Here is a 15739-nt window from a genome sequence, read left to right as displayed (position 1 = left end):
TCCTTTTAGTCCATTGTTCCACTCTTACATAAAAGTCTATGCCCCCTATATTTAAAAGTCAATTTTGCTGATTGCTGGTGCTTTCAAGGGTTTGCTTGCCCGCACTTTACAGCCAGAAGGCAAGAAAGCTTAAGAAAAACGCAAAGAAACCGCCGGCATCGCCAACGGTTCCTTTTGTGATTGGGTACTTATTTGATCGTTACGTATTCTAATCCTACAAGTTTCGCCCATGTTTCGATCTGATCAGAATTTAGGACAAGTGAGACAACGGTGTGATGGCCACCGCCTGTTTCGATCCACTGTTTGACGCCATCGTGGAAGTTTGGTTTTGGCGTCCACATTACTCGTGCAACCGGTAGTTTTGGTGCTTCTTCAGTTGGCTCAAAGGCATCGACTTCATTGATCAATAATTTGTAGTGAGTGCCAAAGTCGGCCATCGAAACCACGACACCTTCGCCGCCTTGGCCGTCAAACACGAGCCGGGCTGGGTCTTCACGATCCCCCATCGACAATGGCGAAACCACGATTTTTGGTTTGCTGGCTGCTAATACCGGATCGACTTCCATCATGTGGGATTGCAAGATGGCTTCTTTTCCTGGTGTCAGCTCATAGGTGTAGTCTTCCATAAAGCCAGTCGCTTTATTGTGAGCCATGATTTTCATCAAGCGGTCAATAGCGGCTGTTTTCCAGTCCCCTTCACCGGCAAACCCATAGCCTTCTGCCATCAAGCGTTGTACAGCTAAACCAGGCAACTGCTGCATACCATACAAGTCTTCAAAGTTCGTGGTAAATGCCGTATAGCCGCCTGCTTCAAGGAAGCGGCGCAGACCGATTTCTTGTTTGGCTTGTGCTTTGACATGACGTGCCCACTCTTCTTTGTCGTAATCGCCATAATCGAAATCATACAGCTGGCTGTATTCTTCAAAGAGTGCATCGATTTCTTCGTCAGTCACCGCATCGACAACTTGTACCAAATCGCCGATCCCAAAATAATCAACGGTCCAACCAAATTGGATCTGTGCTTCGACTTTGTCGCCTTCCGTCACCCCAACGTTACGCATGTTGTCGCCAAAACGAGCGACTTTAATTTGGAAGCTTTCATTGTAGCCGACTGCCACGTCCATCCAAGCAGCAATTTCTTTTTGGATGGCTTCATTTTTCCAATAACCGACAACGATTTTATTTTGCTTTTTCAAACGGGCATTGATAAATCCGTATTCTCGGTCACCATGAGCCGCTTGGTTCAAGTTCATAAAGTCCATATCGATGGTTTCCCATGGAATTTGTTCATTGTATTGAGTGGCAAGGTGCAGCAATGGTTTTTGTAATAATTTCGTGCCGCGAATCCACATTTTTGCAGGTGAGAAGGTGTGCATCCAGGTGATCACCCCAGCGACTTCATCCCGATAGTTGACTTCTTTCATGATTTTCGTAATCGTATCGGCAGTAACAGCGAGTTCTTGTAAAACAACTGGATAAGGCAGCTTTGAGCTGTCATTTAAGCTTTTGACCATTTCTTCTGCATGATCCCGTACTTCTTGTAATGCTTCTTCTCCATATAAGTGCTGTGATCCTACGACGAACCAAAATTCTTTTTTCCCGATTTCTAACATTCTACTTGCTCCTTTTTCGTTATTTTTGCCCGTAATAGGCATTTTCTCCATGTTTGCGTAAATAATGTTTGTCTAAGACCCGCTGCGGCAATTCGGGTGCGTAACTGTTGAGCTGGTGCGTGATAAAATTCATCTTAGCGACTTCTTCTAAGACAACTGCGTTCATCACCGCCGCATCCGCCGTTTTGCCCCAGGTAAACGGTCCATGACCGTGAAGCAAGACACCAGGAATTTCTTCTGGCGTGATGCCGCGTTCCTTAAAGGTTTCGACGATCACCTGTCCTGTTTGTGCTTCATAGCCTTCATCGATTTCGGCTTGCGTCAAAAAGCGGGCACAGGGGACTGCTCCATAAAACGTATCGGCATGGGTCGTGCCCATCGCTGGCAGATCGAGTCCTGCCTGAGCCCAGCTCGTCGCCCAAGTAGAATGGGTATGGACGATCCCACCAATTTCTGGAAATGCTTTGTATAAAACGGCATGCGTTGGCGTATCGGAGGAAGGATTTTTCGCTCCTTCCACTACGTTGCCCTCAAAATCACAAACCACCATATCACTGGCTTGCATGGTTTCATAGTCAACACCGCTAGGTTTGATGACAAACAACTGCTGTTGGCGATCCACTGCTGACACATTGCCCCAGGTGTATTTGATCAATCCTTGCTTCGGCAATGCCAAATTGGCCTGAAAGACTTCTTCTTTTAATCCTTCTAACACAAAATTCCCTTCTTTCTTTTTAAATCAACGCATCGATTGCCGCTTGCTCGATCGGCAACCCTGCTTGGTAACGTTGAGTAAAGACGGTGAACCCCTGAATGTCGGCTTCTGTCGGGGCTAACGTCACGCCGTGGTCATTTTTAAATACTTGATCTGCTAAAAATGCGGCCAAGGATTGTTCTGGCGTGTGACGGCGAAGGTATGCTGCTAAAAGGGCGATCCCCCAGGCGCCGCCTTCACCAGCCGTTTCCATGACCGTGACTGGGGCTTCCATGACAGCTGCCAAGACACGTTGGGCAACTTCTGGCGTCTTGAAGATCCCCCCGTGACCAACGATTCGATCAATGGCGACGTCTTCGGCTTCCAGAATCTTCATCCCGATCTTCATCGCACCAAAGGCACTAAACAGATGTAAGCGCATGAAATTTGCTAAAGTAAAAGAACTCTCTGGCGATCGGACGAAAAGCGGCCGTCCTTCAGGGATCTTAGTGATATTTTCACCAGAATAATAGCCATAAGAAAGCATCCCGCCACATTCTGAATCCCCTTTCAATGCTTCGTTGAACAAGGTCGCAAACAATTCTTCCGTGGAAAGTTTCATTCCAGCTGCGTCGGCAAATTCGCGGAAAAGTTTGACCCATGCATTGATCTCCGAGGTACAGTTATTCGTATGGACCATCCCCACCAAATCACCAGAAGGCGTCGTGACCAAATCGATCTCTGGATACACTTGCGTTAAGGGTTCTTCTAAGACGATCATGGCAAAAGCCGACGTCCCGGCTGAAACATTCCCGCTTCGCTGTGCCACACTATTCGTGGCAACCATGCCAGTGCCCGCATCGCCTTCTGGCGGACATAACGGGATGCCGGCTTGCAAGGTACCGGTTGGGTCGAGTTTTTTTGCGCCTTCTGCCGTCAATGTGCCGGCTGGTTCGCCTGCTGTCAACACTTGTGGCAAAAGGTCTTTGATCTGCCAAGGATACCCCTGACTGCTGATTTGCGCATCAAATTGCTGCAGCATATTCGCGTCATAGTTTTTTGTCGTACTATCGATTGGGAACATCCCAGATGCATCACCGATTCCGATAACTTTTTCCCCTGTCAGCTGCCAATGGACATAGCCGGCTAAGGTAGTGAAAAAAGCGACCTCTGGTACGTGAGCTTCTTGATTCAAAATCGCTTGATACAAGTGCGCGATACTCCAACGCTGCGGGATGTTGTATTGGAACAATGCTGTCAAAGCTTTTTCTGCTTCTTCCGTGATTGCATTGCGCCATGTCCGAAAAGGGACCAACAGCGTGCCTTGCTGATCAAAGGCCATATAGCCGTGCATCATTGCAGAAAAACCGATACTGCCGATCGTCGTCAAAGGTACCTCGAATTGCTGCTGGATATTGTGCGCCAACTCTTGGTAGCTGGCTTGCAGTCCTTGCCAAATCGCTTCTAGCGAGTAGGTCCAAATCCCTTGCTCCAATTGATTTTCCCATTCAAAGCTGCCAGAAGCGATCGTCTGAAACCGCTCATCGATCAAGACAGCTTTGATCCGTGTCGAGCCTAGCTCGATCCCAAGAGACGTGCGCCCGTCAATAATTGCTTGCCTTACTTGTTGCGTCATCTTCTTACTCTCCTTTTTGGTTATTGACTGAACCGCGAACGATCAGCTCTGGTTCAAAATAAAAGTGTTGTGCTTCTGTTGCCTTACCTGTAGTGATCCATTGTGCTGCCAATTCCCCCATCGCTTCTTTCGGGTGAGTCAGTGTGGTGATCGTCGGTGTGGACAAGGTGCTAAGGGGCGAGTCATCGTTTCCTACGATCGAAAAATCAGTAGGAACGTTCTTCCCAGCAGCCGTCAATGCTTGAATCAAACGATGCGCGATCTCATCGTTGTAACAAACGATGCCTGTGACTTGATTATCGGCAGCCGTCAAGCGCTGGATCGCTTGTTCAATAACGGCTTCTTTCGTCTCCGTCGTATACGTCAAGACGTCTTCTGCTGCAAACGTCCGCTTGGCTTGGGTCAACGCTTTGACAAACCCTTTCATCCGATATTTCCCTTGTAAGTCATCGATTTTCGTGATCATCATCAACTGCTGATGCTGTTGTTCTAATAGATAATTGGTTGCTAAAAAACCAGAACGTGTATCGTTGACACAAATATGCGGCAAGTCTAGTTCTTCGTAATAGGCATTGATCATGACGAGAGGAATCCCAGCTTCTTGGAGGGCGACATAATAGGCAAGATTCGGGTTGTACTGGCTGCTCTTAGTTGGTTCAACGATCAACCCGTCTACCCCTTGATCCATCATTTGCTGCAAGCACGCTCTTTCTTGCTCATGGTCATTGTTGGTTGAGCCTAAAAGCAGTGAGTAGCCTTGCTCCCGCAATGTCTGCTCCACGCCACGCATGATCGATGGGAAAATATAATCAGACAAATAGGTCATGATGATCCCAATCGTTTTGCGGTTTTTATGATTGACAGTCTCAGGTTTTGAAACGTAGGTACCTGAGCCCCGTTCTTTTCTTAAATAACCTTCATTGACCAAAACAGCGATCGCTTGGCGCACCGTGTGGCGGCTATAATGAAATTCTTCCTGTAAGGTTGCTTCTGAAGGGATCGCATCGCCTTCTTGATAGGTGCCTAAGCGGATCTTTTCTCTTAAGATATCCGCTAGTTGTTCGTACTTATTCGCCATTTTCATCCCAGCTTTCAAAAGTTGTCCGTACATCTAAAATACCAAGAAACCGCTTCCTTGTCAATTGCTGCTATACTAATTTTTCTGAAAAAGTAATAGAGAAAAAATTCCAAACGATCATTCACCTATATTTTACTCATAATAAAAATAAATAAGATTAGATTTGTTGTATAATTGAATAAATAGTTAGTTATTTCTATGAAGGAGGCAAACACTTTGACGAGAAATATGAATGAAAATCGTGAGGCGCCAATCATTCTTTATTCAAAAAAATATCGAGAGAATCGCAAACACGAGGCTAGTTGTCGCTGGTTTATTACCAGTAAAGGTGTTTTGATAAACCATACCCATCCAAAAATCCCAGATGAAAAGATTCCCATGGCAAAAATTGCCGATGTGGAATTACATATAGGCAAAGGTCTCTTAGTGGACTACCTCCGACTGCAGGTACCAGGTAATTCTCATCTGCTTTATTTCACCAATCGAATCGATGCCCAAAAAGCCTATGAATTTTTAACGGATCATTTGGCAGCACTTGGCGGACAATCAGCCAAAAGTTACGTGGATGAAGAGGCTGGTAAAATCAAATTACTGTCTTATCATTATCGTGATGCTTGGATCATCGCAGAAGATACCCTCACGATCATCGACTACAAAAAGAAAGAAAAGCAGGTTTTGCAGATTCCCCAGATCACCAGTGTCAGTCTGAAAGAAGTTGCCGAATCTGGTCTTTGGAAAGGCAATGGCTTCTTGGAACTGTATATTGGCGGCGGGGCAATCAGAGAAACCCATTCTCGCAGAAGGACGGAACCAAACCACTCCCTTTGCTTTGCCGAAAAAGACCTGCTGATTGCTCGGATCATACAGCGCTATCTCACTAACTTCCCCCGTAAGCATGCGATACTGCCCCCGCGACCAACTGTAACCCCGACGGAACAGGTCATTGCTGATCTTCGCGAACTGAAAATGTTGGTCGATGAAGGAATTTTGACTGAAGAAGAATTTGCCTTAAAGAAAAAACAACTGTTAGGATTATAGAAGCCATCGCTTCGGGAAAAAAGCAGTCCTCCTGCCATGCAAAGGCAGAGATTTCGGTGAAGGGCTGTGCTTTTTTCTGGGAAAATTTTGAACGGTTTTTTTAGAACATGCTATACTAAATGAAGAATACGTAGAGTATCTCAAAGGAGGTCTTTCTCATTTTTTCTTTTAATGACATCAAAGCGCGTTTCCCCCAGGCAACGCTGCATGACAAAGTATCCACAACGAAGGACATCGAATCCATCGCTTTCGGCAAAAAATATATTTGGCTGCCAACTGACCAATTAAGTGACAGTGAAAAACTGCTGATCCAACTGGGAAACGGCTCTTTGCAACCAGAAATCGATAACCGAAACCATCCATGGTATCCGATTTTATTTGAACATCAGCCCGTTCAAGACCAAACGTGGGTCCGAATGCTGCAAGTTCATTTCACCCGAACCATTGACTCCTTGCAATCCGAATGGCTCGCAGAGATCCAGCAAATGCTCCCTAGCGTGGTGGATCTTTTTTTCCTCACCGAACACCATGCGGTGATCGTAGAAAAACAAGACGACACTAATTTACCCATCGAAGATCTCGACGGCTTATTCGTGGCTTTGGATATGGATTTCGACTGCTATTCCCAGCTGTTCGTTGGCCCCTTCCATCACCCACGCCACGACTTCACTACCTTATGGACGAGTGAATCTACCCTGTTTAAAAATGAGTTAAAAACGAAAACTACCAGTAAAAGTATGGATCTGCCCAAAGTGGTCTTCGCTCTTTTTCGCAATGGCTTTTCCGAGTATATTTCCTTGTTTCGTACCTTGTATCTAGATTGGTTTGAAGAAGAGACCGAAACGATCATTCAATCACTGTGGCGCAATCAAGGCAATGCGAGCTCCACTGCCAAAGAACTGTTTATGCATCGGAATTCTCTCCTATATAAGATCGATAAGTTTCAAACACTGACACGTTTAAATTTAAAAAATATGGATGATCTGCTGCTTTGCTATTTACTGATCGACCAATTCACCCATCAGAGCAATTAAACAACCTGCACAAGAAAACGTTTTTTTCTTGTGCAGGTTTCCGTTGCGCATTCGAAGCGTTTTCATTTATGCTATTCATGTAAACTAAATGGAAAGAGGTAATCCCAATGGTAGAAATGGCCTTAAAAAATATCCACAAAAAATATGACAATAATGATGCGTATTCGGTAACTGATTTTAATTTAGATATCGCGGATCGCGAATTTATCGTTTTCGTTGGACCTTCTGGTTGCGGAAAATCAACAACCCTTCGAATGATCGCTGGTTTAGAAGATATTTCTGAAGGCGAATTGAGCATCGGTGGAAAAGTAATGAACGATGTAGCACCAAAAGACCGCGACATCGCGATGGTTTTCCAGAACTACGCATTGTATCCCCATATGACTGTTTTCAACAACATGGCATTTGGTTTGAAATTGCGTAAATACGACAAAGAAGAAATCAAAAAACGCGTAGAAAATGCCGCTGAGATCTTAGGTTTGACAGAATACTTAGATCGTAAACCTGCTGCCCTTTCAGGTGGTCAGCGTCAACGGGTTGCCTTAGGCCGTGCCATCGTTCGTGATGCCAAAGTCTTCTTGATGGATGAGCCGTTGTCAAACTTAGATGCGAAATTGCGGGTTGCCATGCGTGCGGAAATCGCAAAATTACACCAACGTTTAGAAACAACGACGATCTATGTAACCCATGACCAAACAGAAGCGATGACCATGGCTGACCGGATCGTTATCATGAAAGATGGTTTCATTCAACAAATCGGTTCACCAAAAGAAGTCTACAACACGCCGAAAAATATTTTCGTTGCCGGCTTTATCGGTTCACCAGCAATGAACTTCTTCAATGTTACGTTGAATAACGGTATGATCTCTGATGGTCAAAGCTTGAATTTACGTATTCCTGAAGGCAAGAATAAGATTCTTGTGGAAAAAGGCTACGAAGGCAAACAATTAGTCTTTGGTATTCGTCCAGAAGATATCCACAGTGAACAAATCGCATTGGAAGCTTCTCCTGAAGCAACTGTACGTGCTGAAGTGGTCGTATCTGAACTATTAGGTGCAGAAACAATGCTTTATACACGTGTAGGTGCGACTGAATTTATCTCGAAAGTTGATGCCCGCGACTTCCACCGTCCAGGTGAAACAGTTGATTTAGCTTTCAACATCAACAAAGCGCATTTCTTCGACAAAGATTCAGAAAATGTCATCACACTTCCTTAATTTGTAGTTACCATGCACTGTTCTCGGATTTGCCCCCTAGGCAGTCGCATTTAACTAATATCCACTTTTATTCCTTATTTGTATCCCTCAAAAACAGACAGTCAGCCGACTGTCTGTTTTTGGGTTACTTTATTCTTCCTGAGGCACATAGCGCGCGGCCATGGTTTGAATGATCGGTGTTTGCCGAACTTGAGTAAAAACGATTTTGACAGCAGACACGCCGACCGCTTCAAAGCTGATGATTTTTTGATAGCCGATCGTCACTATTTCGGTCAGTAACTGTGGTCCTGCTACAGTTTGCAGAAAAATTTTTGCTTTTTCTACCCGTTGCCCATATTGAATCGCTTCCTTCAATACAAGTGAATTGATGACGACCGGTTCTGCAAAATGTAGGGTCAGCCATGGCCGTTTGTCTTCCAAGTCCGGTTTCCAATACTGGCCAAACGCTTGAGATAGTTGGAGCTTATCCATTCTGCTGGACACACTGGTTGAAGAGCTCGCAAACGTGCCGGTCCTTTCAGCCGTCACCTCTTTCAATTGTTTAATCGAGTGACCTAATTGCTGCAATGCCTTTTGATCCGTTGGATGGATCATACCATCCGGCATCGGCGGCACATTAAATAGAAAAGAACTATTGCCCCCAACGATCTGCTTGTAAAAAGACCAGAGCTCAGCGCCGCTTTTTACTTGTTGGTCTTCTGATGGATGATAAAACCAGCCGGGGCGAATCGATAAGTTGACCTCAGCAGGGTACCAAGCCAATTCGGCAGCTTCTTTAATGCCGTACTTTTTCAGCGCTTGTTGGCTTCCTAAATCCATTTCCATACTGGAAATCGATTGCCGAAACGCTGTGCTATCGGCTTTTTGCGAATGACTCGCTGTTTTTTCAGCATCCTTTAATGCTGCTGGCACCACACTCCATTCTTGAAGTCTGGTTTGCCCCGCTTCGTTTCCTACCCAACGGACATCCGGTCCGCAAACCGCAATCACTGCATTGGGTTGCAGCTCACGAATCACTTGATAATACCGTTCCCAATCATAGTTTTGGCGTTTTCCATTGGGTCCTTCACCATTGGCCCCATCTAACCATATTTCGAATATATCACCATAATTGGTTAAAAGTTCTGTCAACTGCGCCGTATAAAAATCATCATAGGCTTGCCCCATTCCATAACAAGCTTCATGCTGATCCCATGGCGATAAATAAATGCCGAATTTCAGGTCTGCTTGACGGCAAGCATCAGAAAGTTCTTTCACTAAATCACCTTGACCATTGCGCCAGGGCGTTGAAGCGACTGTGTAAGCAGTGTGCTGGCTTGGCCATAAGCAAAAGCCGTCATGGTGTTTGCAGGTCAAAATGATTCCCTGCATACCGCTTTGCTTCATTGCAGAAACCCATTGATGACAGTCTAGCTTTTGCGGGTCAAATACCGTTGGCGACTCATTGCCGAGCCCCCATTCACGATTGGTCATCGTATTGAGACCAAAGTGGATAAAGCCATAAAATTCCAGCTGCTGCCACTGCAGTTGTCGTTTACTGGGGCGAATCTGGGTAAGTTCTGCTGGTTCGATAATCTGTTCCTCCATTCTATGAGTTGTTTGCTGCTTTAAGGAAACAGATACAAGATCGATTCTTGACTGTTTCCTCATTGGAAAAGATCCAACGCCTTTACTGTACTTCCGTCATCTGTACGCTCACTGGCAAACGAAGTACAGGAACTGACTGAAGCACCATTCAATCGACGGGTCTTCCCTATCAGGTGATCAAACTACTTTACGATAAAAAGAGTAGTGCTTGCTTGGGGGATTCGCAAGGCACTACTCTAAACAACATATTCAAACGCTGAAACACATAGCTCTTTTTTGAGCCTAGCGATCGTTTTGTAAGAGGGTGAGGCTGTCTGCAAGGACAGCTTCGCCATCTAACAGCTCGTAATCTGTTTCTTTGATTAATTTATATGGCACCGCTTTGACCATGAGAAAGTCTTTTAATCGATTGACTTCGTACTTCGACTGCGGACCGATCAGCAAGGCATCGACTGTTTGTTGCTGCAGGATCTGTTCAGCAATGATGGCTGGTGCCGAATAGATATGCACAGCTAGCCCTTTTTCATCTGCGGCCCGCTGCATATTTTTTACTAAGAGTCCCGTAGTGATGCCGGCGGTACAAATCAATAAAATCGTCTTTTGTGCTTGGTCCTCCATAAACAGGCCCTCCTACGAAATTTTCTTTTTCTTATTGTAGATATCCAACACGACAGCCAGCAGCAAAATCAACCCTTTGATGGCTTGCTGCCAATCGACACCGACTCCTAAGATCGACATCCCATTGTTTAAGACACCCATCACGAGACCACCAACGATCGCCCCCATCACGGTACCAATACCGCCTGAGGTGGAAGCACCGCCGAAATAAACTGCGGCCATTGCATCTAATTCCATTGACGTTCCCGCTTGCGGTGTGGCTGCATTCAACCGAGCGGCTAAAACCAAGCCCGCCAAAGCTGCCATCATCCCCATGTTCACGAAGACCCAGAAGGTGATTTTCTTCGTCTTGATCCCAGAAAGTTCGGCTGCTTTTTTGTTGCCGCCGGTTGCATAGATTTGACGACCAGCGACGGTTTTGTTAGTCAAAAAGCCATAGGCAGCCACGATCACTCCTAAGACGATCAAAATGATCGGATACCCTTGATAAGAGGCAAAGATATAGGTAGCACCGAGAAATACGACCGCAGTAAAGACGGCTTTAAAGGCAAAGGCTGCCATTGATTCCACTTCAAAAAGATTTTTTTTGCGGCGCTCACGGGTCCGCCATTGGCCTAAAATCAGGACGCCCGTGATCACTACACCTAAAATCATGGAAAGTAAATGGATCTGACCGCCTGCAATATCTGGCAAATACCCAGTAGAAATTTGTTGGAATGCCTTGGGAAACGGCGCCAAGGATTGACCGCCTAAGACGACTTGGGTCAGTCCTCGAAACATCAGTAAACCAGACAAGGTCACAATAAATGCTGGGATACCGACATACGCGACCCAGAAGCCTTGCCAGGCACCGATCGCTGCCCCCATCAGTAAGCAAAGAGGCACTGCCAGCCAAGGACTGATGCCGTTATTGACCATTAAAACGCCTGCAATCGCACCGACAAACGCCATCACGGACCCTACGGATAGATCGACGTGTCCTAACAAGACGACCAAAAGCATACCAGCTGCCAAAACGAGAATATGACTGTTTTGCAACACGAGGTTGGTGATATTCAGCGGCCGCCAGAAAATCCCATCGGTCATGAGCTGAAAGGCCACCAATAATACTGCTAAGATAATGATCATACTGTATTTACTAAAGATCTCCAGTGCCTTTTCTTTCAGCGAATGGCTGCGTTCTTTTTTTAATTTATTGGTTGTTTCCATCTCAAACCCCACTCTCTTCTAATGTCATTAGATTCATCAATCGTTCTTGATCCGCCTCTTCCCGCAGGACCTCGCCAGTGAAGCGTCCTTCGTTCATCGTATAGATTCGGTCACACATGCCTAATAGTTCTGGCAGCTCCGAGGAGATGATGCAAATGGCTTTGCCAGCTGCTGCCATCTCTTCGATGATCGTATAAATTTCGTATTTCGCCCCGACATCGATCCCACGGGTCGGTTCATCTAAAAATAAGATGTCTGGTGTGGTCATCAGCCATTTTGCCAAAACAACTTTTTGCTGATTCCCACCACTCAAACTGCCGACGTTTTGATAGATTGAATTGGTTTTGGTCCGCATTTTTTTGCGGAATTCTTCTGCCATCGTGACTTCTTTTTCTTTATCGATGACCCCTTGGCGGCTGATTTTGGCAAGACTAGCGATGGTGGTGTTCTCGCGAATATCCATCAGCAGATTCAAGCCCAGCGCTTTTCTGTCTTCCGACACATAGGCTAACCCATTTTTGATGGCGGTTGGCACGTCTTTGACAGAAATCGGTTGGCCGTCTTTATAGACTTCCCCCGAAATCGAACTGCCATAGGAATGACCGAAGACACTCATGGCAAACTCTGTCCGTCCCGCACCCATCAAACCGGCGATGCCGATGATCTCTCCTTTGCGGATCATCAAGTTCAAATTTTCATTCACCACACGGGTATGGTCGATTGGATGATGGACCGTCCAATTTTTGACTTCAAAAAACGGTTCACCAATAGCGGGTTTCCGCTCTGGGTAACGATTGGTCAAATCTCGCCCAACCATGCCGCGAATGATACGCTCTTCAGAGATTTCGGCCCCGCTCAGCGTCTCGATCGTTTGCCCGTCTCGTAAAATCGTGATGCGATCCGCCACATTGACGATTTCATTCAGCTTGTGGGAGATAATGATCGAGGTGATCCCTTGGTTGCGAAACTCTTTGATCAGCTCTAACAGATTGGCACTTTCTTCTTCATTCAACGCCGCGGTTGGTTCATCTAAAATCAACAATCGGACGGATTTTGAAAATGCTTTGGCAATTTCCACCAGCTGTTGATGCCCGACACCGATTTGTGAAACCAGCGTATTCGGGTCTAATTTCAAGCCAACGATCTTTAAGAGGTTATCTGTTTTCTTTTCGGTCAGATCCCAATCAATAATGCCGTGCTTGGCTTGTTCATTTCCTAGAAAGATATTTTCTTTGATCGACAGGTAAGGACTTAAGGCTAACTCTTGATGAATAATAACAATTCCTTTGTCCTCACTGTCCCGCAAATCTTTGAACTTGCATAACTCCCCTTCATAATAGATCTCTCCATCATAGCTGCCGTAAGGATAGAGTCCGCTTAAGACATTCATCAGCGTGGACTTTCCGGCGCCATTTTCTCCACACAGTGCGTGGATCTCTCCTCGCTCGATCGAGAGGTTGACGTTATCAAGGGCGCGAACCCCTGAAAACTCTTTGACGATGCCTTTCATCATCAAAATATTATCTGCCATGTTCTTTCACCCTTTTCCTTTTTATGTAAAAGTGATGCGCTCCCTTTGCAAGAAAAGCGGAAAGAACGAATACTGGGGATGATTCGTTCTTCCCTGCTGCTTTAGGGGAAACTAGCATCTTTTCTCGCTGGATCTGCACTCCTTGCTTAAATGCCCAGCTCTTCTTCTGTATAGTAATCGGTATCGATCAGTTCTTCTTTGTAGTTGTCGCTATCCACAGAAACGGGATTTGACAAGTAGGTTGGTACGACTTTGACGCCATTGTCATAGGTTTCAGTATCGTTGACTGGCACTTCCTCGCCATTGGTGATGGCTTCGATCATTTCGATCGTGTTTTTCGCTAACACTCGTGTATCTTTAAAAATCGTTTGGGTTTGTTCGCCCGCGATGATTGATTTCACTCCTGCCACCGTCGCATCTTGACCGGTGATCACAGGCAGTGGTTTATCAGAGGAACCATAGCCCACACCTTTAAGCGATGAAATGATTCCTAGGCTGATTGGATCATACGGTGAAAGAACAGCATCCAATGTTTGATCCGTATAGTTGGCACTCAACAAGTTGTCCATCCGAGCTTGCGCGGTTGAACCATCCCAACGCAAGGTAGCGATTTGGTTGAAGTTGGTTTGACCAGAAGGAACGACTAGCTGTCCGCTGTCAAAGTATTGTTGGAAGACCGAAAGGCCCCCATTATAATTGATCAATGCATTGTTATCATCTGGAGAGCCGCCGAATAATTCAATATTAAATGGTCCTTCACCGTCTTTGAGACCTAATTTGTCTTCAATATAAGACGCTTGCAGCACGCCGACTCCAAAATTATCAAAGGTGGCATAATAATCGACGTATTCCGAGTTCATCAGTAAACGGTCATAGGCGATGACTGTGATGTCTTCGTTATGGGCTTTTTCCAACACGTCCGTCAGTGCCGAACCATCGATCGAGGCGATCACTAAAGTATCAACGCCTTTGGTGATCATGTTCTCAATTTGTGCCACTTGGTTTTCTACTTTGTCTTCTCCATATTGCAGGTCAGTTTTATAGCCAAGCTTCTCTAATTCCTCTACCATATTGTTGCCATCTGCGATCCATCGTTCTGCCGATTTGGTCGGCATCGCGATCCCAACAAATCCTTTGTCTCCGTCACCGTTTGCCCCGCTATCTGATCCATTCCCACAAGCTGCTAACAATCCACCAACCAATAAGGTGGATGCTAGGACGACCAATTTACCAAAAGTACCTTTCATTGTGATCCCTCCATGTCTTTTTCTTACATATTCAGTATAGCTAGTTAAGGAATCGCTTACATTTAGATTTTTTCGAGGTTTCTTGGATTTCTTGAGAAAAAACGGCCCAGTTACCCCCTTTTCTCTTCGGAATCTTGGATTTTTTAAGATTCCCTTGGTTTTTATTTGATTTGATATTTTGTGTAAAGCGCTTCCGTATTTTTTAGTAGAATAGACCATAGAGGTGAAAAAAATGAGGAATATAAAAATTGGGTTGTTCGTCTGTTTGTTTCTAGCTTGCTTGGCTGGTTGCCAAGCAAACAAAGAAACAACCACTGAAACAGCGGAAGAAAGTATTGTGATCGGTTTTTCCCAGTCGGGAACGGAAAGCAGCTGGCGTAAACGCCATACGGAATCGATCCGCACTGAATTAGAGAAGGAAGGCTATGAAGTCCTTTATCGTAACGGTTATATGAATCAAGAGCGACAGATCCAAGATATCCGTAATTTTATCGTGTATCAAGTCGATGCCATCGTCTTTACCCCCATTCAGGAAAACAATTGGGAACCGATTTTGGAAGAAGCGGCCCAAGCTGGGATTCCCGTTTTCGTGGTAGATCGACATGTCAATGTCAGCGATCCCTCTTTATTTTTGACCCATATCGGGCCAAGCTTCAAAGCCGAGGGCAATCGTGCAGGTCTCTACGTTAGTAATTATTATAAAGAGCATGAGAACAAAACAGTCAATGTTTTAGAATTGACGGGACTGGATGCTACGTCCCCGACGTATTTGCGCTCAGAAGGGTTCCGAGAAACCATCAAGCGTGATTATGCCCATAACAATGTGACGATCCAAGTCGTAGACGAATTAAACGGCGATTTCATCCGCCGTAAAGGCAAAGAAGTCATCGAACAATACATCGAAGCAGGCAAAATGGAACAGATTGATGTCTTGTTCAGCCACAATGATGAGATGACGTTGGGTGCCCTAGAAGCCTTAGAAAAAACCGATATTGAGCCGGGGAAGGATTTAGTGATCGTATCGATCGATGCTCAAAAAGAAATGATCGATAAATTGAAGCAAGGAGTGGTCAATTGTGTCGTTGAGTGCAACCCAGATGCCGGGGTGTTCGTCAAAAATGCCATCTCTCGCTACTTGGCTCGCGGCGCCGATGCCATTCCTCGTGAAATCTATGTCCATGAAACAGTTTTTTCCAGTGACATGGATTTCGATCAGATTCCACCGAGAAATTATTGA

The 15739-nt window shown here is 45.4% G+C and carries 13 protein-coding genes; 4 read left to right on the top strand and 9 right to left on the bottom strand.

The features are described 5' to 3' along the window. Nucleotides 1-188: 188 nt before the first annotated feature. Genes araA through ACIPK1_RS14740 form a run of 4 tightly spaced genes read right to left on the bottom strand, consistent with a single transcriptional unit; the run spans nucleotide 189 to nucleotide 5054 of the window. Nucleotides 189-1613 carry an L-arabinose isomerase gene (gene araA, locus ACIPK1_RS14755; RefSeq protein ID WP_034878099.1) on the bottom strand — a complete coding sequence of 475 codons (1425 nt, stop codon included), beginning with the start codon at nucleotides 1611-1613 and terminating at the stop codon, nucleotides 189-191. A gap of 19 nt (nucleotides 1614-1632) precedes the next feature. Beyond that, the gene (locus ACIPK1_RS14750) at nucleotides 1633-2328 is read right to left on the bottom strand and encodes an L-ribulose-5-phosphate 4-epimerase (protein ID WP_315041038.1); all 696 of its coding nucleotides are present in this window, start codon (nucleotides 2326-2328) and stop codon (nucleotides 1633-1635) included. Nucleotides 2329-2347: 19 nt separating this feature from the next. Then, nucleotides 2348-3943 carry a xylulokinase gene (locus tag ACIPK1_RS14745; RefSeq protein ID WP_016619664.1) on the bottom strand — a complete coding sequence of 532 codons (1596 nt, stop codon included), beginning with the start codon at nucleotides 3941-3943 and terminating at the stop codon, nucleotides 2348-2350. Between the two features lie 4 nt (nucleotides 3944-3947). Next, a complete protein-coding gene (locus tag ACIPK1_RS14740; RefSeq protein WP_400451260.1) occupies nucleotides 3948-5054 on the bottom strand; it encodes a GntR family transcriptional regulator in 1107 nt (368 codons plus the stop codon). Nucleotides 5055-5219: 165 nt separating this feature from the next. Between ACIPK1_RS14740 and ACIPK1_RS14735 the strand changes: the two genes are divergently transcribed. The 3 genes from ACIPK1_RS14735 (at nucleotide 5220) to ACIPK1_RS14725 (ending at nucleotide 8310) form a co-directional block, all read left to right on the top strand. Beyond that, nucleotides 5220-6059, top strand: coding sequence for an SHOCT domain-containing protein (locus ACIPK1_RS14735; protein ID WP_061053689.1), 840 nt, complete (start codon nucleotides 5220-5222; stop codon nucleotides 6057-6059). A 329-nt stretch (nucleotides 6060-6388) separates the two neighbouring features. Then, nucleotides 6389-7093 (top strand): helix-turn-helix domain-containing protein, encoded by a 705-nt coding sequence (locus tag ACIPK1_RS14730; RefSeq protein WP_400451259.1) that lies wholly within the window; start codon nucleotides 6389-6391, stop codon nucleotides 7091-7093. Nucleotides 7094-7200: 107 nt separating this feature from the next. Beyond that, nucleotides 7201-8310: an ABC transporter ATP-binding protein gene (locus tag ACIPK1_RS14725; RefSeq protein ID WP_008376142.1), complete on the top strand. Its 1110-nt coding sequence runs from the start codon at nucleotides 7201-7203 to the stop codon at nucleotides 8308-8310. A 129-nt stretch (nucleotides 8311-8439) separates the two neighbouring features. Here ACIPK1_RS14725 and ACIPK1_RS14720 read toward each other — a convergent pair whose 3' ends face one another. From ACIPK1_RS14720 to chvE, 5 genes are all read right to left on the bottom strand, one after another. Next, nucleotides 8440-9960 carry an alpha-L-fucosidase gene (locus ACIPK1_RS14720; protein WP_400451256.1) on the bottom strand — a complete coding sequence of 507 codons (1521 nt, stop codon included), beginning with the start codon at nucleotides 9958-9960 and terminating at the stop codon, nucleotides 8440-8442. Nucleotides 9961-10179: 219 nt separating this feature from the next. Beyond that, entirely contained in the window at nucleotides 10180-10515 is a 336-nt protein-coding gene (locus ACIPK1_RS14715; protein ID WP_086299035.1) for a PTS sugar transporter subunit IIB, read from the bottom strand. Between the two features lie 12 nt (nucleotides 10516-10527). Continuing rightward, on the bottom strand, nucleotides 10528-11724 hold the full coding sequence (mmsB, locus tag ACIPK1_RS14710) for a multiple monosaccharide ABC transporter permease (protein WP_400451254.1): 1197 nt from the start codon (nucleotides 11722-11724) through the stop codon (nucleotides 10528-10530). A gap of 1 nt (nucleotide 11725) precedes the next feature. Beyond that, a complete protein-coding gene (mmsA, locus tag ACIPK1_RS14705) occupies nucleotides 11726-13255 on the bottom strand; it encodes a multiple monosaccharide ABC transporter ATP-binding protein (protein ID WP_005232243.1) in 1530 nt (509 codons plus the stop codon). A gap of 146 nt (nucleotides 13256-13401) precedes the next feature. Next, entirely contained in the window at nucleotides 13402-14502 is a 1101-nt protein-coding gene (gene chvE, locus ACIPK1_RS14700; protein WP_400451251.1) for a multiple monosaccharide ABC transporter substrate-binding protein, read from the bottom strand. A 232-nt stretch (nucleotides 14503-14734) separates the two neighbouring features. Here chvE and ACIPK1_RS14695 point away from each other — a divergent pair, with 232 nt between their 5' ends. Then, nucleotides 14735-15739 carry an ABC transporter substrate-binding protein gene (locus ACIPK1_RS14695; RefSeq protein WP_194199303.1) on the top strand — a complete coding sequence of 335 codons (1005 nt, stop codon included), beginning with the start codon at nucleotides 14735-14737 and terminating at the stop codon, nucleotides 15737-15739.

The sequence above is a fragment of the Enterococcus sp. NPDC086594 genome, assembly GCF_044746145.1.
In the GTDB taxonomy this organism is placed as follows: domain Bacteria; phylum Bacillota; class Bacilli; order Lactobacillales; family Enterococcaceae; genus Enterococcus_D; species Enterococcus_D entomosocium.
Note: the sequence above shows the minus strand (reverse complement) of the source record. Positions and strands in the feature narration are given on the sequence as shown.

Coding starts and splice junctions, on each gene's coding strand:
- araA (WP_034878099.1), bottom strand. CDS start 1,613: ATGTTAGAAATCGGGAAAAAAGAATTTTGGTTCGTCGTAGGATCACAG.
- ACIPK1_RS14745 (WP_016619664.1), bottom strand. CDS start 3,943: ATGACGCAACAAGTAAGGCAAGCAATTATTGACGGGCGCACGTCTCTT.
- ACIPK1_RS14740 (WP_400451260.1), bottom strand. CDS start 5,054: ATGTACGGACAACTTTTGAAAGCTGGGATGAAAATGGCGAATAAGTAC.
- ACIPK1_RS14735 (WP_061053689.1), top strand. CDS start 5,220: ATGAAGGAGGCAAACACTTTGACGAGAAATATGAATGAAAATCGTGAG.
- ACIPK1_RS14725 (WP_008376142.1), top strand. CDS start 7,201: ATGGTAGAAATGGCCTTAAAAAATATCCACAAAAAATATGACAATAAT.
- ACIPK1_RS14720 (WP_400451256.1), bottom strand. CDS start 9,960: ATGAGGAAACAGTCAAGAATCGATCTTGTATCTGTTTCCTTAAAGCAG.
- ACIPK1_RS14715 (WP_086299035.1), bottom strand. CDS start 10,515: ATGGAGGACCAAGCACAAAAGACGATTTTATTGATTTGTACCGCCGGC.
- mmsB (WP_400451254.1), bottom strand. CDS start 11,724: ATGGAAACAACCAATAAATTAAAAAAAGAACGCAGCCATTCGCTGAAA.
- mmsA (WP_005232243.1), bottom strand. CDS start 13,255: ATGGCAGATAATATTTTGATGATGAAAGGCATCGTCAAAGAGTTTTCA.
- chvE (WP_400451251.1), bottom strand. CDS start 14,502: ATGAAAGGTACTTTTGGTAAATTGGTCGTCCTAGCATCCACCTTATTG.
- ACIPK1_RS14695 (WP_194199303.1), top strand. CDS start 14,735: ATGAGGAATATAAAAATTGGGTTGTTCGTCTGTTTGTTTCTAGCTTGC.